Annotated in this window: 21 protein-coding genes and 1 pseudogene; 8 read left to right on the top strand and 14 right to left on the bottom strand. The window is 70.9% G+C overall.

The features are described from left to right. Positions 1-34: 34 nt before the first annotated feature. The 3 genes from ACFYXB_RS32100 to ACFYXB_RS32090 all read right to left on the bottom strand — a co-directional run bounded on the left by ACFYXB_RS32100 (position 35) and on the right by ACFYXB_RS32090 (position 2,576). Positions 35-982: a beta-ketoacyl-ACP synthase III gene (locus ACFYXB_RS32100; protein WP_389588284.1), complete on the bottom strand. Its 948-nt coding sequence runs from the start codon at positions 980-982 to the stop codon at positions 35-37. A gap of 162 nt (positions 983-1,144) precedes the next feature. Continuing rightward, entirely contained in the window at positions 1,145-1,273 is a 129-nt protein-coding gene (locus tag ACFYXB_RS32095; RefSeq protein ID WP_351363474.1) for a hypothetical protein, read from the bottom strand. Further along, a complete protein-coding gene (locus tag ACFYXB_RS32090; protein ID WP_389588281.1) occupies positions 1,248-2,576 on the bottom strand; it encodes an OFA family MFS transporter in 1,329 nt (442 codons plus the stop codon). The genes ACFYXB_RS32095 and ACFYXB_RS32090 overlap by 26 nt, the downstream gene beginning before the upstream one ends. A gap of 187 nt (positions 2,577-2,763) precedes the next feature. Between ACFYXB_RS32090 and ACFYXB_RS32085 the strand changes: the two genes are divergently transcribed. Further along, a complete protein-coding gene (locus tag ACFYXB_RS32085; RefSeq protein ID WP_389588279.1) occupies positions 2,764-3,735 on the top strand; it encodes a 2-dehydropantoate 2-reductase in 972 nt (323 codons plus the stop codon). Between the two features lie 141 nt (positions 3,736-3,876). Further along, positions 3,877-4,725, top strand: a complete 849-nt coding sequence (fdhD, locus tag ACFYXB_RS32080; protein ID WP_389588277.1) for a formate dehydrogenase accessory sulfurtransferase FdhD — start codon at positions 3,877-3,879, stop codon at positions 4,723-4,725. Between the two features lie 11 nt (positions 4,726-4,736). Here fdhD and ACFYXB_RS32075 read toward each other — a convergent pair whose 3' ends face one another. Next, the gene (locus ACFYXB_RS32075) at positions 4,737-5,552 is read right to left on the bottom strand and encodes a LysR family transcriptional regulator (RefSeq protein ID WP_389588275.1); all 816 of its coding nucleotides are present in this window, start codon (positions 5,550-5,552) and stop codon (positions 4,737-4,739) included. A gap of 140 nt (positions 5,553-5,692) precedes the next feature. Here ACFYXB_RS32075 and ACFYXB_RS32070 point away from each other — a divergent pair, with 140 nt between their 5' ends. Continuing rightward, positions 5,693-6,412, top strand: coding sequence for an SDR family oxidoreductase (locus ACFYXB_RS32070; protein WP_389588273.1), 720 nt, complete (start codon positions 5,693-5,695; stop codon positions 6,410-6,412). A 4-nt stretch (positions 6,413-6,416) separates the two neighbouring features. Here the strand turns inward: ACFYXB_RS32070 and ACFYXB_RS32065 are convergent, their stop codons facing one another. Together ACFYXB_RS32065 and ACFYXB_RS32060 are read right to left on the bottom strand one after the other, a co-directional pair. Beyond that, positions 6,417-6,944, bottom strand: coding sequence for an isochorismatase family protein (locus ACFYXB_RS32065; RefSeq protein WP_389588271.1), 528 nt, complete (start codon positions 6,942-6,944; stop codon positions 6,417-6,419). 22 nt (positions 6,945-6,966) lie between these two features. Beyond that, a pseudogene (locus tag ACFYXB_RS32060) lies at positions 6,967-7,361 on the bottom strand (MarR family winged helix-turn-helix transcriptional regulator); the annotation flags it as partial. A gap of 144 nt (positions 7,362-7,505) precedes the next feature. Here ACFYXB_RS32060 and ACFYXB_RS32055 point away from each other — a divergent pair. Further along, positions 7,506-9,401 carry an exo-alpha-sialidase gene (locus ACFYXB_RS32055; protein ID WP_389588269.1) on the top strand — a complete coding sequence of 632 codons (1,896 nt, stop codon included), beginning with the start codon at positions 7,506-7,508 and terminating at the stop codon, positions 9,399-9,401. 121 nt (positions 9,402-9,522) lie between these two features. On the opposite strand, the gene ACFYXB_RS32050 is transcribed toward ACFYXB_RS32055, so the two are convergent. Then, a complete protein-coding gene (locus ACFYXB_RS32050; protein ID WP_389588267.1) occupies positions 9,523-10,014 on the bottom strand; it encodes a hypothetical protein in 492 nt (163 codons plus the stop codon). 211 nt (positions 10,015-10,225) lie between these two features. Here ACFYXB_RS32050 and ACFYXB_RS32045 point away from each other — a divergent pair, with 211 nt between their 5' ends. The 3 genes from ACFYXB_RS32045 (at position 10,226) to ACFYXB_RS32035 (ending at position 12,272) form a co-directional block, all read left to right on the top strand. Continuing rightward, complete coding sequence (locus ACFYXB_RS32045; protein WP_389588265.1) at positions 10,226-11,128, top strand: helix-turn-helix transcriptional regulator; 903 nt, start codon at positions 10,226-10,228, stop codon at positions 11,126-11,128. Between the two features lie 68 nt (positions 11,129-11,196). Then, complete coding sequence (locus tag ACFYXB_RS32040) at positions 11,197-11,436, top strand: DUF397 domain-containing protein (RefSeq protein WP_351363509.1); 240 nt, start codon at positions 11,197-11,199, stop codon at positions 11,434-11,436. A 23-nt stretch (positions 11,437-11,459) separates the two neighbouring features. Further along, on the top strand, positions 11,460-12,272 hold the full coding sequence (locus tag ACFYXB_RS32035; protein WP_389588263.1) for an SAM-dependent methyltransferase: 813 nt from the start codon (positions 11,460-11,462) through the stop codon (positions 12,270-12,272). A gap of 35 nt (positions 12,273-12,307) precedes the next feature. Here the strand turns inward: ACFYXB_RS32035 and ACFYXB_RS32030 are convergent, their stop codons facing one another. Continuing rightward, entirely contained in the window at positions 12,308-13,321 is a 1,014-nt protein-coding gene (locus ACFYXB_RS32030; RefSeq protein WP_389588369.1) for a bile acid:sodium symporter family protein, read from the bottom strand. Positions 13,322-13,494: 173 nt separating this feature from the next. Between ACFYXB_RS32030 and ACFYXB_RS32025 the strand changes: the two genes are divergently transcribed. Then, positions 13,495-14,379, top strand: a complete 885-nt coding sequence (locus ACFYXB_RS32025; protein ID WP_389588261.1) for a LysR substrate-binding domain-containing protein — start codon at positions 13,495-13,497, stop codon at positions 14,377-14,379. On the opposite strand, the gene ACFYXB_RS32020 is transcribed toward ACFYXB_RS32025, so the two are convergent. From ACFYXB_RS32020 to ACFYXB_RS31995, 6 genes are all read right to left on the bottom strand, one after another. After that, positions 14,351-15,247 (bottom strand): DUF6879 family protein, encoded by an 897-nt coding sequence (locus ACFYXB_RS32020; protein WP_389588259.1) that lies wholly within the window; start codon positions 15,245-15,247, stop codon positions 14,351-14,353. The two genes, ACFYXB_RS32025 and ACFYXB_RS32020, sit on opposite strands and share 29 nt — an antisense overlap. 9 nt (positions 15,248-15,256) lie before the next feature. Further along, positions 15,257-16,192 carry a hypothetical protein gene (locus tag ACFYXB_RS32015; protein ID WP_389588257.1) on the bottom strand — a complete coding sequence of 312 codons (936 nt, stop codon included), beginning with the start codon at positions 16,190-16,192 and terminating at the stop codon, positions 15,257-15,259. Between the two features lie 18 nt (positions 16,193-16,210). After that, positions 16,211-17,215 (bottom strand): SCO2521 family protein, encoded by a 1,005-nt coding sequence (locus tag ACFYXB_RS32010; RefSeq protein WP_389588255.1) that lies wholly within the window; start codon positions 17,213-17,215, stop codon positions 16,211-16,213. Positions 17,216-17,383: 168 nt separating this feature from the next. Continuing rightward, a complete protein-coding gene (locus tag ACFYXB_RS32005) occupies positions 17,384-18,349 on the bottom strand; it encodes an SCO2522 family protein (protein WP_389588253.1) in 966 nt (321 codons plus the stop codon). Next, a complete protein-coding gene (locus ACFYXB_RS32000; protein ID WP_389588251.1) occupies positions 18,346-19,263 on the bottom strand; it encodes an SCO2523 family variant P-loop protein in 918 nt (305 codons plus the stop codon). Before ACFYXB_RS32000 ends, ACFYXB_RS32005 begins: the two co-directional genes overlap by 4 nt. A 1-nt stretch (position 19,264) precedes the next feature. Continuing rightward, positions 19,265-21,115 (bottom strand): SCO2524 family protein, encoded by a 1,851-nt coding sequence (locus ACFYXB_RS31995; protein WP_389588249.1) that lies wholly within the window; start codon positions 21,113-21,115, stop codon positions 19,265-19,267. Positions 21,116-21,141 lie beyond the last annotated feature (26 nt).

The following is a 21,141-nucleotide window of genomic DNA, read 5'->3' as shown; positions in this document are numbered from 1 at the left end:
CGTCACACTGGGGTTCATGCGCCCGCGCGGCCCGTCAGGGACACCGTACGACCTGACCGGCGTACGACAGATTGCCGCCGAAGCCGAAGAGCAGAACCGGATCGCCACCCGAGACGTCGCCCTGCTCCAGGAGCTTGGACAGGGCGAGGGGGATGCTGGCGGCGGAGGTGTTGCCGGACTCGGCGACGTCACGGGCGACCACCGCGTTGACCGCGCCGATCTTCTCCGCGAGGGGTTCGATGATGCGCAGGTTGGCCTGGTGCAGGACGACCGCGGCGAGGTCCTCGGGCGCGACCCCGGCCTTCTCGCAGGCGCGGCGGGCGATGGGCGGCAGCTGGGTGGTGGCCCAGCGGTAGACGCTCTGCCCCTCCTGCGCGAACCGCGGCGGCGTGCCCTCGATCCGCACCGCGTGCCCCATCTCCGGTACCGAGCCCCACAGCACGGGCCCGATGCCGGGCTCGTCGCCGGGCTCGCAGGCCTCCACCACGGCGGCCCCCGCCCCGTCGCCGACGAGGACGCAGGTCGTACGGTCCGTCCAGTCCGTGACGTCGGACATCTTGTCCGCGCCGATCACGAGTGCCTTGCGCGACGCCCCGGCGCGGACCGTGTGGTCGGCGGTGGCCAGCGCGTGCGTGAACCCGGCGCAGACGACGTTGACGTCCATCGCGGCGGGCTGCGGGATCCCGAGCCGGGCCGCGACACGGGCGGCGGTGTTCGGGGAGCGGCCTGTGGCCGTGGAGGTGGCGACGAGGACCAGGTCGATCTCACCGGGCGCCAGGCCGGCCGCGGCGAGAGCCTTCGCGGCGGCGTGGGCGGCGAGCTCATCGACGGGTTCGTCGGGCCCGGCGATGTGCCGGGTGCGGATGCCGACCCGGCTGCGGATCCACTCGTCGCTGGTGTCGACCATGCCGGCAAGGTCCTCGTTGGTGAGCACCTTGGCGGGCTGGTAGTGCCCGACGGCGGCGATGCGCGAGCCGTTCATCTGGGATCCCCTCGTTGCCGTGGGTAGCGGGATCTACCAGTCTTGTTCGTGACTCGCGGGTACGACGGCAGGTGAAGGGACAGGAATCGGGCGCCCGAGTTGTCGGCTTCCGTCAGGATCTCGGACGCCCGAATTTTTAGCCTCCGTTGAGTGACTCCCCCTTCAGCCCGTGAACAGCTGCGTCGCCTTCTGGACGAGCTCGTACACCCCGTAGGCGAGCGGTGCGCCCACCCACAGCCAGGCGAGGGCGATCAGACCCCGGCGGCTAGGCGGACTGGTGTCGCTGGACATCGGCGGCCTCCTGCGGCGCGGGGATGTGGTGCCGGGCGTGGACGGGGCGGACGAACTCGTTGGCGACGAAGCCGACCACGAGCAGCCCGATCATGATGGCGAAGGACAGCCCGTACAGGGACGAGCCGTGCTTGCCGGCCTCCTCCTGGCGGTCGGCGATCCAGTTCACGATCAGCGGCCCGAGCACACCGGCGGTGGACCAGGCGGTCAGCAGCCGCCCGTGGATCGCACCCACCTCGTACGTCCCGAACAGGTCCTTCAGATAGGCGGGGACGGTCGCGAAGCCGCCGCCGTAGAAGGACAGGATCACCAGCGCGCACAGCACGAACAGCGGCTTGGACGAGTCGCCGAACAGGGCGATGGCGAGGTACATCAGCGCGCCGACGCCCAGGTAGACGCGGTAGATGTTCTTGCGTCCGATCAGGTCGGAGGTGGACGACCAGCCGATACGGCCCGCCATGTTGGCCGCGGAGAGCAGGGCCACGAAACCGGCGGCGGCGGACGCCGAGACCGGCGTGGAGGAGTCCGCGAAGAAGTCCGTGATCATCGGGGCGGCCTTCTCCAGGATCCCGATGCCGGCGGTCACGTTCATGCACAGCACCAGCCACAGGCACCAGAACTGCGGGGTGCGCACGGCGTTGCGGGCGGAGACCTGCACGCCCTCGACGGCGCTCGGCCCGCTCTTGACCGGCTTCTCGGTGCGCGGCACCCGGACGAGCAGCACGCCGAGCGTCATGAAGACGGCGTACGCCAGTCCGTGCACGAGGAACGCGAGCGCGATCCCGGAGTGGCCGGTGCCGAACGACTGCAGCATCTGGGCCGACCAGGGCGAGGCGATCAGCGCGCCGCCGCCGAAGCCCATGATGGCGATGCCGGTGGCCATGCCGGGCCGATCCGGGAACCACTTGATCAGGGTGGAGACGGGCGAGATGTAGCCGATGCCGAGGCCGATGCCGCCGACGAAGCCGTAGCCGAGGACGATCAGCCAGTACTGCTCGGTCTGCGCGCCGAGGGCGGAGAGGAGGAAGCCCGAGGAGAAGCAGATCAGGGCGACGGTCATGGCCCAGCGGGGCCCGTTGCGCTCGACGAGGGTGCCGCCGAACGCGGCGGACAGGCCGAGCATCACGATGGCCAGCTGGAAGGGAAGCGCGCTCTGGGTGCCGTCGAGGTTCAGGGCGGATTCCAGAGGCGGCTTGAACACGCTCCAGGCGTACGCCTGGCCGATGGAGAGATGGACGGAGAGCGCGGCGGGCGGAACCAGCCAGCGGCTCCATCCCGGCGGTGCAACAGGAGGGCTGCTCATGATCCCGGACGGTAGGGACGGGTACGGGTGATGAGAAGCCGTCGGTCGATCGTATGCGATGAGCGGTATCCAGCATGCGATGAACGGTCGACGAGGACTCTTGTGGCGCCTCTTCCCATACTGTAGACAATATTCACTCCCCACCCCCCACCTCCGCGGTATCCCTCAAACCGAACGGAGCGTTCCCGTGAAAGTCGCAGTCCTCGGCGCCGGAGCGATCGGCGCCTATGTCGGAGCCGCTCTCCACAGAGCCGGCGCCGATGTGCATCTCGTCGCCCGTGGACCGCATCTCGCGGCCATGAGGCAGGACGGAGTCAGGGTGCTGAGCCCGCGCGGCGACTGGACCGCGCACGCCCACGCCACCGACGACCCGGCCGAGATCGGCCCGGTCGACTATGTCTTCCTGGGTCTGAAGGCCAACTCGTACGCGGCGTGCGGGCCGCTGATCGAGCCGCTGCTGCACGACGAAACAGCTGTCGTGGCTGCCCAGAACGGCATCCCCTGGTGGTACTTCCACCGGCACGGCGGGCCGTACGACGGCCACCGCGTCGAGAGCGTGGACCCCGGCGGCGCGGTCAGCAAGGTGCTGGCGCCCGAACGGGCCGTCGGCTGTGTCGTCTACGCGGCCACCGAGCTCGAAGGCCCGGGTGTCGTACGGCACTTGGAGGGCACCCGGTTCTCCATCGGCGAGCCGGACCGCAGTGTCTCCCCGCGCTGCACGGAGTTCGGCGAGGCGATGCGGGCGGGCGGGCTGAAGTGCCCGGTCGAACCGGACCTGCGCAACGACATCTGGCTGAAGCTGCTCGGCAACATCTCCTTCAACCCGATCAGCGCGCTGGCCCGCGCCACCATGCGGCAGATGTGCCTGCACGGCGGCACCCGCCAGGTCATCGAGATCATGATGCGCGAGACCCTCTCGGTCGCCGAGGCCCTCGGCTGCGAGGTCGGGGTCTCCATCGAACGCCGCCTGGCGGGCGCCGAGAAGGTCGGCGACCACCGAACCTCCACGCTCCAGGACCTGGAGCGGGGCAAGCCGCTGGAACTCGACGTGCTCCTGGCGGCCGTCGTCGAACTGGCCGGGATCACCGGAGTGGAGGTGCCCACCCTGCGCACCGTGCACGCCATCTCCGACCTGCTCGCTCTGCAGACCGCCGCGTGACGCACTGCCGTACCCGGGTCGGAGTTCGACCCGGGTACGGCAGACCCGGACGACCCGCCCCATGTGCAGGACAATGACATCGTGACGGCCACGAACGGCCGTCACGGCCACCAGCACCTACAGAACCGGGACTGATCAGGAATGGGACGAGTCACGGAACGACGCAAGGTGATCCGCATCCGCGACGGGGCGGTCTCCACCCGGCCGGACACCCTGGTGGCCGAGGAACCCCTGGAGATCAGGCTCAACGGCAAGCCCCTCGCCATCACGATGCGCACACCGGGTGACGACTTCGCGCTGGCCGCGGGGTTCCTGGTGAGCGAGGGCGTGCTCGCCGAGGGCACGGACCTGCAGAACATCGTGTACTGCGCGGGCGCCACTGTGGACGGCTCTAACACGTACAACGTGGTGGATGTGCGGACGGCGCCAAGCGTGGTGATCCCCGAGATCACGCTCGAGCGGAACGTGTACACGACCTCGTCCTGCGGTCTGTGCGGCAAGGCGAGCCTCGACGCGGTCCGTACGACGGCCCGCTGGCCGATCGCCGACACTCCCCCGGTCCGGGTGGACGCCGAGCTCCTGGCGAGCCTGCCCGACCGGCTGCGCGCGGCGCAGAAAGTGTTCGACCGGACCGGTGGTCTGCACGCCGCGGCCCTGTTCAGCGAGGACGGGGAACTGCTCGACATACGGGAGGACGTGGGTCGGCACAACGCGGTCGACAAGCTGGTCGGCCGTGCCCTGCAGAGCGGTGACCTGCCGCTGTCCCGCACGATCCTGCTGGTGTCGGGGCGGGCCTCATTCGAGCTGGCGCAGAAGGCCGTGATGGCGGGCATCCCGGTGCTCGCGGCGGTCTCGGCGCCGTCGTCGCTCGCGGTGGACCTGGCCGCCGAGACCGGGCTGACCCTGGTGGGCTTCCTGCGGGGCAGCTCCATGAACGTGTACGCGGGTGAGGAGCGCGTGGTCCTGCGGGAAGCGGCCGCCCAGAGCTGAGCGGGGCCGCCTCAGCCCTGTTCCTGCGCGATCCTCGCGAACGCGGTGATCAGCGGTGAGCGGCGGCCCGCCTCCCAGGCGAGGAACACCTGGTCGGGCTCGGCGTCCGGCACGGGCACGTAGGTGATGTCCGGGCGGGAGTACTGCTCGGCGATCGACGTCGGCACCAGCGTGATGCCGCTGCCCGCCGCCACCCGCTCGAACTTCTCCTCGACGGTGCGGATCGGCACGTCGTCGGGCCCGGGATCGGAGTAGCGCAGCCAGTCCTCGCCGGCCAGGTCGGACACGGCGAGTTCCTGCTTGCCGGCGAGCCGGTGGTCGGCGGGGAGCATCGCCACGCGGGCCTCGCTGAACAACGGCAGCAGCCGCAGCCCGCGCTCGTCGATCGGCCGGCGCAGATACGCGAGGTCGACGGTCCCGTCGAGGATCTGCCGCTCCTGGTCGTCCCACTCGACACGCCGGGCCTGCACGTCGAGGCCGGGATGGGCGGCCGTGAAGGCGCGCAGGGTGTGCGTGACGACGACGCCCGCCCGGAAGCCCACGACGAACCGGCGCGGGCCGCGCGCGGCACGGTGCACCCGGCGCCGGGCGGCGTCCGCGGATGCGAGCAACTGGCTGGCGTCGTCGAGGAGTTGACGCCCGGCCGTGGTCAATGTGACTCCGTGGCTGTCGCGTTCGAAGAGCGTCGCGTCCAAGTCCTTCTCCAACGCCCGGATCTGGCGGCTGAGGACCGGCTGCGCGATGTGCAGACGCTCGGCGGCGCGGCCGAAGTGGAGCAGTTCGGCGACCGCCACGAAGTAGCGGACCTTCCGCAGGTCGAGGTCCATCCGAGCCCCTTCCGCCGACCGGTGGCGATGCCTTCAGGGTATCGCCGACGCCGCAAGAGGGCTTGGACGGCGGGGTGCTCGCGGGCACAGGCTGGACTACGTCGGACAGAGAGTCCGGCTGACGAGGGAAAGGCATGGACATGAGCCTGCGAGGACAGCGGATCGTGGTCATCGGCGGTACGTCGGGCATCGGCTTCGCCGTCGCCGAGGCGGCCGCCCGGGAAGGCGCGGACGTCGTGGTCGCCTCCCGCCGGCAGGAGAGCGTGGACACCGCGCTGAAGCGGCTGCCGGAGGGCGCCGCGGGCCACACACTCGACGCGACGGACGAGGACGCGGTACGTGCCTTCTTCGCGCGGGTCGGCGCCTTCGACCACCTGGTCTACACGGCCGGCGAGTCGCTGCTGATGGAAAGCCTGGCCGATTCCGACCTGGCCCGTTCCCGGCGGTTCCTGGACACCCGGCTGTGGGGCGCGTACTCGGCCGTCAAGCACGGCGCCCCCTCGATCCGCAAGGGCGGTTCCGTGGTGCTGACCACCGGGAGCGCGGGGCGGCGCCCGATGCCGGGCATGACCGTCGCCGCGAGCATGTGCGGCGCGATGGAGTCGCTGACCCGGGCGCTCGCCCTGGAGCTCGCGCCGATCAGGGTCAACGTGGTCTCCCCCGGCGTGGTGCGCACCGACCTGTGGCGTGAGATGTCCGAGGAGGACCGCAGCGGCCTGTTCGAGTCCAGCGCCGCCGCGCTGCCCGTCGGCCGGGTGGGCACGCCGGAGGAGGTCGCGGAGGCGTACCTGTACCTGATGCGCGGCGGCTACAGCACCGGCTCGGTGGTGGACGTGGACGGCGGCGGACTGCTGGTCTGACCGGTCAGGGGCCGGCGAAGCCTACCTCGGCCGCGCTCACGACCGTCCCCAGCCGGGGAAAGTCCAGCCGCACCGAGGCCTCGTGCTCGGCGGCGGTGAATGCGGCCATGGCGTCCTCGACGAAGACGAGGTCGTAACCGAGGTCGCCGGCGGCGCGGGCGGTGGACTCGACGCCGAGGTTGGTGGCGATGCCGCCGAACACCAGCCGGGTCACCCCGCGGCCGCGCAGCCGGGCGTCGAGGTCCGTGCCCTGGAAGGCGCCGATCGTGCGCTTGACGACCTCCACGTCCCCGTCCCTCAGCAGCCCGGTGACCAGCCCGCTGCCGGGCGGCTGCTCGGCGACCCCGGTCCGTTCCACACGGACGAGCACGACGAGCGCGCCGGCCGAACGGAATGTGGTCGCCAACTCCTCGGCCTTGACGAGGACCTCGGTGCCCTTGCGGGGCTCCAGGGGCAGCGCGACGATGCGGTCCATCAGGTCGACGAGGACGAGGGCAGTGTGCGCCGGATCGAGCGCGAGAGGTGCGGTCATGACGGAACGTTAGCCGCCGTAAGCCGTCCGTACCGGAAATCCGGATCAACAGGCCCATGAACCGATCCCGTTCGGCGGCCGACAGCGGGGCGAGGAGTTCGTCGTTCGCCGCGCGGGCGCCTTCTCGCAGCGCCTCGGCTGCCGCCCGCCCTCCTCGGTAAGCAACACCGCGTTCTTACGGCGGTCCGTCGGGTCCGGGGCGCGGACCGCGAGGCCGGCGTCCTGGAGGTCGTTGAGGACGCCGACCAGGTCCTTGGGATCGAGTCTGATGGCGCGGCCGAGGTCGGCCTGGGCGACGGGGGCGAGGTCGCGGACGGCCGCGAGCACGACGTGGTGCCGCAGCTTCAGCCCCTCGGCGACGAGCGCCTCACCCACCAGGGCCCGGCCGCCCAACGATGTCCATCGGTACGAGGCGATCGAGTCGCGCCGGGAAAGTGGTGCCGTACACCTGAAGTCCCCGCACGCTTCTTGTGGGGCGACTGTGGCCCAACTAACGTCTGTGAAGCGCACATTGGACGTGGGATGTCCAGATGTCCTGATGTTTGAAGGGCAGGTCGCACCATGCCGTCAAGTCTCCGCGCACGACTGAGAACCCCGCTGGCCGCCGTCCTCACCACGGCGGCCGTACTGTTAACGCTGTTCGCACTGCCGCATCCGGCCCACGCGGCCCAGCCGACCCGACCCGCCGCCGATACCCCCGACTTCACCCAGCAGATCCTCTTCAAGGCGTCCCAGGATCCCGGTTACGCCTGCTTCCGCATCCCGGCGATCGTCCGGACCACCGACGGCACGCTCCTCGCCTTCGCCGAGGGCCGGGTCCTCAACTGTGGCGACGCCGCCGACATAGACATCGTTCTGAAGCGCTCCACCGACGGCGGCCGCACCTGGGGCCCGCTCCAGGTGGTCAACGAGGGCGCCGGCGACACCCACGGCAACCCGGCGCCGATCGTGGACCGCGACACCGGCCGCATCCTGCTGGCCGAGACGTACAACACGGGCCGTACGGACAGCGCCAGTTGCTCGGTCCCCTGCGACCGCACCCCGCACCTGCAGTACAGCGACGACGACGGTCTGACCTGGTCCGCGCCGCGCGACCTGAGTCCCGAGATCCTGCCGCCGGACTGGAACTCCTGGTACGCGACCGGCCCGGTGCACGGCATCCAGCTCACCCGCGGCCGGTACGCCGGCCGACTGGTCTTCGGCGTCAACACCGAGACCTGGGACGGCAGTCGGGTCAGCGCCAACCACGCGTCGCTGATCGTCAGCGACGACGGCGGCGACCACTGGCGGATCGGCGCCACCGACAACTGGCCGATCGCCGCCGACGGCACCTTCCGGCAGAAGCCGTCCGAGCTGACGCTCGCCGAGCGCGGCGACGGCTCGGTCCTGGTCAGCGGCCGGGAACAGGACGGCACCGACCTCGGCCACCGCACCCAGACCGTCAGCCGCGACGGCGGCACCAGCTTCACCGCCCCCTTCCGCGACCTGCCGGACCTCTACGCGCCCCAGGTCCAGGGCTCGATGCTGCGCCTCGGCGACCGCCTCCTGCTGGCCTGCCCCGCCGACCCCGACCGCCGCCGCACCATGATGATCCGCTCCTCGTACGACGGCGGACGCACCTGGGACAGCGTGGACCGCGGCACCGTCGTCACGACGGACTGGTCCGGCTACTCCGACCTGGTGCGGACCGGCTCCGACACGGTCGGGTTGCTGTACGAGGGCGGCGCGGTCGATGCACGCGACGAGATCCGCTTCGCCCGCTTCACCGAGGACTGGCTCCAGCCGCGCCGCGGCCCCGACCCCACCACCGCCGACCTCGCCCCGCACGCCCAGCGGGCGGCCGTCCTCGGCGGTGCCACCGAGACGGAGGGTGTGTCCGGCGGCGCCCTGGAGTTCGACGGAAACGACGACGCCGTACGCCTGCCGTACGACGACCGACTGCCGCTCGGTACCAAGGACTTCACGGCGTCCCTGTGGTTCCGCTACTCGGCCACGACCGGTGAGCAGCCGCTGCTGTGGATGGGCGGCATCGGCACCACGCAGCCGCAGATCTGGCTGCGCGGCGAGCCCGACAGCAACCGGGTGCGCGGGCTGATCACCGTACGGGACGGCAGGACGGACGTGCGCACGGCGGCCGTGAGCACGACCGGTGCCCACAACGACGGGCGGTGGCATCACCTGGTGCTGCGCCGGGGCGGCGGACAGCTGACGCTGTTCATCGACGGCACGCAGTCCACCGTCGCCGACGTGTCCGGCTCCGTCAGCCGCAACTCCCCCTTCGGCGTGCACATCGGCCAGCGCATGGACAGCCGGGCCTTCTTCGCCGGCGCGATCGACGAAGTCCACGTCTGGGACCGGGCGTTGACCGACACCGAACTGTCCGATCCGAAGGCGCTGCGGTCCACGGCGGACACCGTGCTGTGGCTGCCTCTGGACCATGTGAGCGGCGGCCACTGACGATCGCGCCGCCCTCCCGGCCTTCCTCGACCGGGAGGGCGGCACTCCCCCGCATCCCCCGTGTTCCCCGCATCCCCCGGCTTCGCCCGTACGATCCCCTCCGGGTCGTACGAGACCTGTCTCACCCCACGGCCGACGAGGCCGTGACCTCCTCCGGCAGCAGGCCCGCGCTGCCGAACCAGATGCGGTCCGTCACGACGCCCTGCCGGACGTACTGCGTCACACACTCCCAGGCCACGTTCGCGAACAGCGGGTCCAGGCCGAGCGCCAGCGCCAACGTGCCCGTCCGCCGTGCCAGGGCGACCACTTCGGGCGTCGCGGGCAGCAGCAGCGTGTACGACGCCGTGTCGAAGCACGCGGCCAGTTGGGACTCCGAGGCCACCCGCACCCGCGGACCGATGTCCGGGATCAGCTCCGAGGCAGGGGCCATCCCGGTCTTCTCGGCCAGGGCCTGCACCGCGCACGCCACCTTCCGTCCGGCCTGCGGTGGGGGCGCGAGGAGCGCGATCGCCACCGGGTGCTCCGGGGCCCCCGCGCCCCAGGTCCACCGGCCCATCGCGCCCAGCAGACCGGCGTCGAGGAGCGCGCCCGGCGCGGGCGTGGGCTGTCTCACGTCGGCTCTTCCCCACCCCAATACATCTGATTCGAGAAGGAGTTGACGTGTCGCGGCCCCGTCCGCGGAATCTGTCATGACGTCAACTGTGAAGCGACAGCTCCCCTCACGCAACCTGCTTGACGATAATTTCGTCGCGGCATTCACGCCCTGGGCAAGTCGGGCGCGCCCGTGGCAGACTGCCCGTCACGACTGATCGGGGAGGTAGGGCGTGGCCGACGCGCGTCCATGGACGGGGTCGGGGATCGCACCCACGGTGCGTCGCGTCGTCCTCAGTCACCAGCTGGGACAGCTGCGGAAGGAGGCAGGCGTCTCGCTGGAGGAGGCGGCCGCGCTGATCCACACGACGCCGCTGACCGTCCGCCGTATCGAGCGGGCCGAGTTCGCGGTCCGGCTGGTGTACGTGCAGCAGCTGCTGCCGCACTATCTGCACGACCGCACCGCCGAGGAGCGCGAGCGGATCACCGCTGACCTGCTGGAGCTGGCCGGCGACGCGAACCAGCCCGGCTGGTGGGCGGAGTACCGCGACGCGATGCCCACCTGGCTCAGCCCGCTGCTCAGTCTGGAGGACGAGGCCTCCCTCGTCCGCTCGTACAACCCGCACTTCGTGCCCGGCATCCTGCAGACGCCCGCGTACGCGCGTGCGCAGCTCCTCATGGGCTCCCCGGACGCACCGGCCGAGCAGATCGAACGAGCCGTGCAGGTGCGGCTGTTACGCCAGGAGCGGCTCGAACGGCAGGAGACGCCGGTACGGCTGTGGCTGCTCCTCGAACAGAACGTGTTCGCGCGCCCGGTGGGCGACGCCGGCGTCATGCGCGACCAGGTGGACCGGCTCCTCGAGCTGTGGGACCGCGAGCACATCACCCTGCAGCTGCTGCCGTTCAGCTCGGGCGGCCACCCCGGAGCGTACGGCGCCTACTCCCTGTACCGGCTGCGCACCCAGGTCCTGCCCGACGTGGTCTACGTCGAGAACCTGACCCGGGGCAGCTATCTCGACGACCCCGACGAAGTGGCCACGTACCTCGAAGCACTCGACCGCATGGCCGGCGGCTACGCGGTCTCCCGCACCGCCACCAGGAACTTCCTGGAGCACGTCCGCAAGGAGTACGTATGACCGCCGTCCACCCCGCTGACGACCGGGCGGCCGCGCCCGCCCGTGACGACGACGGCTTCGTGAGCGGGATGCCGGCCCACCGGCTCGGGGCGCACGGCTGGGAGTGCCCGTGGTCCAGTCCGAACGGCGGCGACTGCGTCGAGGTCAAGCGGTTGCCCGGCGGCCGGGTGGCCTTCCGCCAGTCGAAGGACCCGGAGGGGCCCGCCCTCATCTACGACGCCGACGAGATATCTGCCTTCCTGCGCGGGGTCAAGCGCGGCGAGGCCGACCACCTCTATCTGCCCGGCAACACCGTCTTCGCCGTCTGACGAACCGACCCAGGGAGCGCACCATGCCCGCGCAGGGGCTGCCTCGAGAGCTGCGGACGACCACTCCGCACACCGCCCGGATGTACGACTACTACCTGGGCGGCAAGGACAACTACCCGGTGGACCGCGAGGCCGCGGAGGCGGTCCGCAGCGTCCTCCCCCACATCAAGGTCACCGCGCGCAGCACACGGGAGTTCATGCACCGAGCCACACGCTGGTTCACCGCCCGTGGCATCCGCCAGTTCCTGGACATCGGCACGGGCATCCCCACCGAGCCCAATCTGCACCAGGTGGCCCAGCACGAGGCGCCCGAGGCGCGCGTGGTGTACGTCGACCACGACCCGATCGTGCTGGCCCACGTGGACGCGCTGCTGCGCTCGACGCCCGAGGGGCGCACGGAGTATCTGCACGGGGATGTGCGCGCGCCGCGGGACATCGTCGGCTCGGAGGAACTGACCCGGACGCTGGACCTGTCGCAGCCCGTCGCCCTGTCGATGAACGCGCTCTTCCACTTCGTCCCGGACGAGGACGACCCGATCGGCATCATCCGCGAGCTGGTCGAGCCGCTCGCTCCGGGCAGCTATGTGTCCCTCACCCATGTCACGGCCGACTTCCTCGACCCCGAGGAGGCCGCGAAGGCGATCGACGTCTACCGCAAGGGCGGGATCCCCGCACAGGTACGCGATCGGACCGAGTTCGAGGCCCTCTTCGCCGGGCTCGAACTGGTGGACCCGGGCATCACCCCGACGTACCGCTGGCACCCCGACGGCCCGCCCAGACAGGACGAGACCGACGCGACGACGTCGATGTACGCGGGGGTCGCGCTCAAGAAGTGAAAGTGACAGGGGCGTGCCGCGACCACCTGCCGGCCTCAGCGTATGTGCGACCCCGTGACGACCGTCGTCCGTGAGCGGGCGATCGGGGCGCTCGGGGCCGGGCGGTCCAGTAGGTCGCGGGAGCGGCGCTTGGCGATGACCGCGCAGACCATGAGCTGCATCTGGTGGAAGAGCATCAGCGGCAGCACGGCGAGGGAGGCGTGCGCGCCGAACAGGACGCTCGCCATGGGCAGGCCGGAGGCGAGGGACTTCTTCGACCCGGCGAACTGGATGGCGATCCGGTCGCCGCGGCCGAAGCCCAGCGCCTTGGAGCCGTACCAGGTCAGGGCGAGCATCAGGGCGAGCAGCGCGGCCTCGACGACGAGCAGGCCGCCCAGCCGGGCCGGGCTCACCTGGTGCCAGATGCCCTGGACCATGCCCTCGCTGAACGCGGTGTAGACGACGAGCAGGATCGAGCCGCGGTCGACCAGCCCGAGCACCTTCTTGTGCCGGGCGACGAACCGGCTGACCCACCGCCGCAGCACTTGCCCGGCGAGGAACGGCACGAGCAGCTGGAGCACGATCTTGACCAGCGAGTCGGCGGAGAAGCCGCCGCCGCTGCTGCCGAGCAGGGCGGCCGCGAGCAGCGGGGTGAGCACGATGCCGGCCAGCGAGGAGAAGGAGCCGGCGCAGATCGCGGCGGGCACGTTGCCGCGGGCGATCGAGGTGAACGCGATCGACGACTGGATCGTCGACGGCACGAGGGTGAGGAACAGCAGGCCCTGGTAGAGCGGGTGGGTCAGGAGGACCGGGACGAGTCCGCGGGCGGCCAGACCGAGCAGCGGGAACACCACGAAGGTGGCGGCCAGGACGGTGACGTGCAGGCGCCAGTGCTTGAGCCCTTCCAGCGCCTCACGGGTGGACAGACGGACGCCGTAGAGGAAGAACAGGAGTGCGATGGCGGTAGTGGACGCGCCGGAGGCCACGTCCGCGGCGGTGCCCCGGGCGGGCAGGAGAGCGGCCAGACCCACCGTCCCGAGCAGCAGCAGGATGTAGGGGTCGATCGGCATCCAACGCGGCCAGTGCAGGCGTTTCACGGTGCTCCACGTGCTGGTTGTCTCGAGTGTCGTGTCGGAGGCGTTCCGGGGCCGGAATACGCCTCTCCATCGTCCTCCTCCGGCCCGTGATCGGGAATCCGTCATACCGCTCTGACTGTTATCGAATTCCACGATAACCTGGGGGTGTGTACGACCCCACGCACCTGCGGACGTTCCTCGCGGTCGCCCAGACGCTCAGCTTCACACAGGCCGCCAGGCGGCTCGGGCTGCGTCAGTCCACGGTCAGCCAGCACGTACGGCGCCTGGAGGACGCCGCCGGACGTCAGCTGTTCTCGCGCGACACCCACTCCGTGGAGCTGACGGAGGACGGCGAGGCGATGCTCGGCTTCGCCCGCCGGATCCTGGAGGTCCACGAGCAGGCGACGGCGTTCTTCACCGGCACGCGGGTGCGCGGCAGACTGCGTTTCGGCGCCTCGGAGGACTTCGTGCTGACGAGGCTGCCGGAGATCCTGGAGGGCTTCCGGTACGACCATCCCGAGGTCGACCTCGAACTCACGGTGGAGCTGTCCGGCACGCTGTACGAGCGGCTGGCCGCCGGGAAGCTGGATCTGGTCCTGGCCAAGCGGCGCCCGGAGGATCCGCGCGGCCGGTTGGTCTGGCACGACAGGCTGGTGTGGATCGGGGCGGAGCGGCTGCGCGTGGAGCCCGACCGCCCGGTGCCGCTCATCGTGTTCCCGCCGCCGGGCATCACCCGGGCGCTCGCCCTGGAGGCGCTGGAGCGGGAGGGGCGGGAGTGGCGCATCGTGTGCACGAGCGGCAGCCTCAACGGACTGATCGCGGCGGCCCGCGCGGGCCTGGGCGTGATGGCGCACTCACACGGCCTGGTCCCGCCCGGCCTGGCCCTGGTGCCCGAGCGGGCCGACCTCCCGGAACTCGGCGCGGTGGACTTCGTCCTGGTGCACGGACACCGCAGGACGTCCGCGCAGGAGGCGGCCGACGCCCTGGCGGAGGCGATCCTGGCCGGCGGGAACCGGCTCGTGACTATTGGGCGACCTCCCAGAGTTCGTTGAAGCGCCTGACGCGCTGGCGGACCCGCTCGGGCAGGAAGTTCAGAGTGGTGGTCGCGTTGATCCCCTCGAAGTCGAAGGCCACCTCGTAGGACAGCTCGTCGTCGAAGACGACGAAGTCGTTCGTCGCGCCCAGCCGCACGGGCGTCGGCACGGACGCGAGGACCAGCACACGCACGTCGATGCCCAGACTCTGCTGGTTCTCGAACTGCCGCTCCAGCGCCTCGTCGACGTCCGTCGTCTCGGCGACCAGGAAGAGACGCCGGACGCGCACCCCGCGCGTCTGGATGGCCTCCCGCTGGGCGCGCAGATAGCGGCGGCCCGTCTCGCTGTCCCAGAAGTGGTCGTCCATCGACGTGCTGATGCCGTCGATGGAGGCGCGGGTGCACTGGGTGAGGGTCACGATCCACTCATGGTCCTCGCCCTCCCTGTCGACGACGTTGCGGCTCATGCTCTCCAGCAGCTCCGTCAGTCTGACCACCTCCTCCTGCGCGAACGTGCGGACGATCACGGGGGCGTCCGAGGCCACGTTGGTCGCGCTGTTCACGAGCCGGACCACGCCGTCGGCGCGCAGCGCGGACGTCTCGACCTGGCCGAAGAGCTCGGTGGCCTGGCTGATCCTGGTGAAGCTGTCGTCGAGCAGTTCCCTGGTCTCGTGCCGGTTCCTGGTCAGGTCGCTGCTCAGTACGGCGATCCGCTGATCGAAGTCGATCAGGAACTGAATGACCAGAGCCACGCCCCCGACGACGACACCGAGGGTGATCCGCCACGCCTCGGGCTGGTCGAAGACACCGGCCACCAGGTAGACCGCGACAACGGCGATCACAGTGACCAGCGCTCGCGTCATCAGCATCAGTCTGCTGCTGCTCATCCCGCCTCCCTAGTTCCCCTCGTCCCACAATTCGTTGAAGCGGGCGATCCTCGTGTCCACGTCCGTCTGCCGCAGCACGAGCTTCGTGCTCGCGATCATCGGGGTCACCGGCTCTTCCTCGGTTCCGCGACCGCCGTCCAGGTCGGGACTCACCTCGTAGCTGATCGCTCCGTCGAACACGACGAAGTTGTGCACCGGGAAGATCCTCAGGTGGTGGGGCAGCGTCGAGAGCGTCGCGATCTTCACGTCGATGTCGAGAAGTTCCTGCTGCTCACGCAGCTTCTGCAGATCACGGTCGATGTGCTCGGGGGATTCGACGATGATGAGCCTCCGTATCCTGACCCCTCTGAGCCGGATCGCGTTGCGCTGGGCCATCAGATAGCGGCGGCCGAGATCCGTCTTCCAGAAGCCGAGGTCCTCCTGGGTGCTGGCGGCGTCCATGGTCTGCCCGACCTTGTCGATGAGCGCGAGCAGCCAGTCGCGGTCCTCTCCCTCGTAGTCCACGTGGCTGCCCCCGAGATGGCCCATGAGGTCGGCGACCCGCGTGAGTTCGGCCTCGACGAACTCCTTGAGGATGCCCTCGTGTCCGGGCTCCAGGGCGGCGACGTTGCGCACCAGCCGCTCCACCTCCGCGAACCGCCGGGTGTCGTCCTCGAGCCGGCCCAGGAACTCGAAAATGTCCCCGAAGCGCACGAACCCGTCCTTCACCCGCGTCTCGACGGCCGACGCGTGTTCCTCCAGCCGGGCCACCAGGACCTTCGTGCCCTTCTCGAAATCCATCATGAACTGCACCATCAGCGCGGCCGCGCCGATGAGCAGGGACAGGGTGATCTTCGCGACCTCGGACGTCTCGAAGAAGTTGGTGATCACGTAGCTGCCGATACCGAGGACGCCCGTGATTCCGACCTTCAGCAGCACCGACTGCGACCTGCCGGACTCCGCCATCTCATCCCCCGCTTCCGGTCATCGGGCAGCCTCCCCTGACATGAGTCCCGGCAACGCCAGGTGATCCCTGATCCGTTGGGCCAGTACGTGCCACTGCCGGCTGAATCCGGGCTCCCGTTCGAGCGTTGCCCACAGCGGCTCCAGCTCCGGGTCCAGGTGGGCCGCCGGCATCCACAGGTGCAGTAGATGACCGACGGCCGGGCGCAGGACCCGCAGTGCCACCCTGTCGTCCGCCGAGCCCAGACGGCTGCGGTCGATCATGGCCACGAGGGTCGTGAGGAGCCAGTCGTGCAGGGCGAGGTCCTCACAGAACCCCGCGAGCGCGGCGGAGTCGGCCGACTCGGGTTCCGCCGGCTGCCGCAGCCGGACCGTGAGCAGTCCGTCGGCCTCGATCGTGAGGGACTCGAGTACCGGTCCCGTCCCGGTGGTTGTCCGCAGCGCGGCCCAACGCAGCCTGGTCGAACGGGTCTTGAAAGGTGGCTGGTGGTCCAGCTCCGGCTGCCGGAACACGTCCGTGAGGAGCCGCTCGGCCACCGCTCCCAGGGCGAGCTCGCCGGGCCGCTGAGAGGCGGAAAGCCAGCCGTCGGCGACGTCCTCGGCGGGCAGCCGGCCGAAGGGACGAACGATCCCCGGTTCCGCCAGATGCCGTCCCCAGGGGCTGCGTTCCGGGTCTCCGGTGGCGGGCAGCGCGACGCGGGCCGAGGACTGCAGGATTCGGCCGCCGGTCAGGACGGCGCGGGCGCTGACCGTGCCGACCGCACGGATCCTGGCGCCGGACGCGGCGGGCAGCTGGCAGTCGACGCCGGTGAGGACGTCGGCCGACAAGGCATACGGCAGCGGGCGGGTCCCCACCCGGACCCGGTCCCCCGAACGCAGCCGCAACAACCGCTCCGCCTCCGCCCCGGCCAGAGTCCGAGAGGTCGACAGCAGACAGGTGCGCACCTCCCCACAGACCAGCACGACAACGGGCGCCGCCTCCGTCCCGGCCCCGCCCCCGCCCAACGCCCGCCGCTCATCCCGCACACCCGACACACCAACCGCCCCTGACTCCTGCTCGCCCCGCACAGCAACCGGCCCCGGCTCCCGCCCACCCCGCACGCCAGGCACAGCGACCGGTCCCAGCTGCCGCTCGCCCCACACCCCCGACACACCATCCGCCCCCGACTCCCGCCCCACCCCCGTCGTCGGCATTCACGGCTCCGGGTGGAAGACGTAGGCGGCGCGCTCGGCGACGGAGGCGGGGGTGGGCAGGCCCTCGCGTGTGGCGCGTTCGGTGCTCTGGCGCAGGGCGTCCTGGTCCACCGTGACCTGGTCGAGGATCACCCGGACGGCGTTCTCGACCGCCAGGAAGCGCGACGACAGCACGGACCAGGTCCGGTACGCGCAGAACGGCGCGGCGCTCGACTCGAGCCGGACCAGCGGCGGCAGGTCGCCCCAGCGCCCGGGGAACGCCCCGGTGTCCACGGGCCGGGCCACGGGCAGCGCTCGTCCCTCGTGGCGCAGCAGTCCGAGGCGGGCCAGCTGCCAGACGGCGGCCAGGAACGGGCAGGACCAGGTGCGCCGACCGTCCCGTTCGTCCCACAGTTCGACGTCGGTGAAGATCGAGTGCCGGCGGGCGCCGGTCTCCGCGGGCGGCCGCCACTCCCGTACCGGGGCCATGGCCTCGGCGGGTGCGGTGCCGGGGCCGCGTTCGCCGTTGGCCAGCCAGCCCGTCTCCCTGGCGGGCGGCCGTGAGCCGTCGCTTCCGGGGGCCGGGGACTCGACGAGCCGTTGGGCCGTGTGCTCCGCGACGGGGACGCCCTCCGTGACAGCGCAGCCCGATTCCCGCGCCAGGTAGTCCACGCTCACTCCGGCCCGTTCCGCCTCGGCCAGCAGGACCGGCAGCACCTCGGGCGGCGAGGAGAAGGAGCTGTGGTAGTCGTCGACGAGGAAGCACGTGCTGATCCGCGGCCGTACACCATGTGCGGTGGCCGACGAGCGGACCGCCTCCAGCCAGGGCCGTACCCGCTCGAAGTGCGCACGCAGCCGCGCGGGCCCCGCCGCGAAGTCCTCGGCGTACAAGTGGCCCACTTCCAGGGAGACATGGGCCAGCGGCACGGACTCGGTGCGCGGCAGCGCGCTCGTCTCCCGGAACACACGGGATGCCGGCCCTGTCATGGCCGCCGCCAAGCCGTGGCGTCGGTGAGCCGGCCGGCCAGATCCTCGAACGCCTGCCGGGTCTGCGGAGTGACGATGCCGCTGTCCAGCACGTCCTCGTCGGTGATGAGCTGCTCACGCCACTGCAGCACGGGCTCGAGCGGAATGGAGCCCAGCACCCTGGCGTAGCCCACGCCGAGTTCGGCGGACAGGGCGAGCAGGGACTGGTCGCACTGGCGCATCCAGGCCGACTGGGTGGGCGTCAGCTGCGACCACAGGGACGACTCCGGGTCGGGTACGGCGGCCCGGACGAACCGGATGGCGTTCCGCAGCCGTTCCTCGTCGTGCCCGTGGGCCACACCGGCGGCGACGATGCCGTGCCGGCCGTGGACCAGTCCGGCCGCGGCGATGACGTGCTGGCGGGTCCAGCGGTGGTAGACGAGCCAGCGGGCCTCGACGGCGCGCAGTTCGGGCCGCGAGGTCGCGGCGAGGACCATGTCGGTGGCGAAGCTGCGGCCGGCACTGAGATCGACCATCACGAGGTCGAACTCGCCGGTCAGCCGCAGCAGGAGATCGGCGCAGCGCCGCAGCGCCTCCGGGTGGATGGGGAACTCCCCGCCGCTCAGGTCACCGGGGAGCAGCACCAGCCGGCCGGCTTCGGGCGGGCGCAGCCGCAGCGCCATATGTTCCGTCTGCGCCCAGATGTCGATGCGGGCCGGTTCCGCGCTGACCCCCCTCAAGTACGAGTGCAGGCCGTGCTGTTCGACGCCGCGCAGCGCGCCGGGGATGTCGAACACCGCCGCGGTGGTGGGCGAGCCGAAGTCGAAGTCGACGTAGCAGACGTGGTCTCCGTGCAGGGCCCTGCGGTAGGCGAGGTTGGCGCTGGTGACCGAGCGGCCGGTGCCGCCCTTGTCGGACGTGGCGAAGAGGATCATGTCAGCCGCCTCCGAGCGCGCTCTGTCTGGCCCGGGCGAGCGAGTCGAGGTCGGCGAGGGCCTGCATGGCGAGGGCGGCGGCGGTGCCTGGTTTCTCCTCGGCGATCCGGCCGGCGCGGCGGAGTCCGGCCTCGATGCCGGCGAGTTCGAGGGCCTGTGCGCTGTCGGCCCGTATCGACGGGCCCTGCCGTTCGACGCCGAGCAGATGGCCTGCCTCGCTGATCAGATCCCGGGCCAGTTCGACCAGGTCCACGCTGCGGATGGGCTGCCGGGCGAGGAGCAGGCCGGCGGCGACCATGGCCTCGACGACACGTTCGGTCAGTCCCCACGAGGGCTCCGGCGACACCGTGGCGTCGGGGTCCGCAGCCCGTACGTCGTCCCAGAGACCGGCGCCGGTGCCGTCCGGCCCGTCGGGCCGTCTTCTGCGCCACAGGTGCTCCATCGTCTCCTCGGCCAGCCGCAGCAGTTGCTCCCGGGCGGGCAGGGAACGGCCGAGGACGCACAACTGGACGGTGCGTTTGAGGAGTTGCGCGGAGAAATCGTTCACGGTCCAGCTGAGCGGCGGGCCGAGCAGCTCGCTGCCCTCCAGGGGCAGGGCGATGCCCGGGGTGTGCAGGCGCAGGGCCGTGTGTGCGTCGCGGGTCATACGGCTGGTGACGCGGCCCCGTTCGGCGAGCCGGCGCAGGACGTCGACGACGCGGGGCACGTCGTCGTCGGCGGTGCGCTCGCGGGCGAGTCCGTGCACCAGGATCGAGGTGACGGAGAGAGTGTGGTACTCGGCGACGGGTCCGTCGTCGGCCAGGCGCCAGGGGATGTCGGCGAGGGGCCAGTCGGCGGGAAGGAAGCGGGCGATGCCCGACCAGTACTGCTGGGCGACCTCCCGGCGCAGCCGCAGTGCTTCGGCGAGCCGCTGCTGGTCGGGGTTGAGCAGCCCCAGTTTGAGGGTGCGGTCCGAGAAGAGGTCCACGATCCCGTCGAGCGCCACGACGGTGAAGTAGGGGGACGGGACGCCCGCGGCGCAGCCTTCGGGCTGGGGTCCGATGTTCTCGTCCGTCGGCACGGGCGGCGCATCCCGCACGATGCCCCAGGTCCAGCCGCACTCGAAGAGCTGGTCGCGTCGCTCGAGGCTGTCCACGACGTCGATGCCGAGGTCGAAGTGGTCCCTGATGGTGGCGCGGAGCGAGCCGAAGCGGCGCTGGAACTCGTCCAGCACGATCCGGTCGGGGACCTTGCCCTGGCCGAGGAGACCGCACAACTGACGGCCGCGCTCGGACTCGGCGTCGAAGACGTTGACGGTGAAGGAGCGCAGCAGGCTCACCATGGCGGCGGTCAGGCGTGCCTGGGTGGCCTCTCTGAGTTCGGCGGCCGACAGGGCGGTCGGGCCCCAGGGGCCTTGGCCGGTCAGGTCCTTGAGGAAGCCGAGGGTCGCGAGGCACAGGGTGATGGACATCGAGTAGGAGTCCACGACTCCGAGCGTGCGCTGTTCGCCGGTCGGTTCGTGGGCGGGATCGAGGGAGTGGAAGTAGCTGCCGCCGGAGAAGCTGGGCCGCTCGTCGCCGGTGGTGTGCGCTTTGGTGAACTCGCGGAGGATGCCGCACAGCACCTCCGGCAGGGCGAGCCGGCCGCCAAGGCCCTTGAGGACGTTCTCGACGTCCTTCTGGAGCAGATCGGGATCGCTCAGCTGGAATGCGGGGATCTCGGTGGCGGGATACATCAGGCACAGGAGGCGTTCCGCGTCCTCCACGCTGCTGCGGCCACCGTGCGGACCCCAGTTCCATGTGCCGTCGGCGACGGAATGCCGTGCGATTCCGGACCAGATGGCCAGTAACTGCTGGCGCGGATTGATCTGCACCTGCCCCCCTGTTTGTTTTCGGCCCT

It is taken from the genome of Streptomyces sp. NPDC002619, assembly GCF_042889305.1.
Taxonomy (GTDB): domain Bacteria; phylum Actinomycetota; class Actinomycetes; order Streptomycetales; family Streptomycetaceae; genus Streptomyces.
The sequence above is the reverse complement of the archived record's forward strand: the minus strand, read 5'-3'. Positions and strand labels throughout refer to the sequence as shown.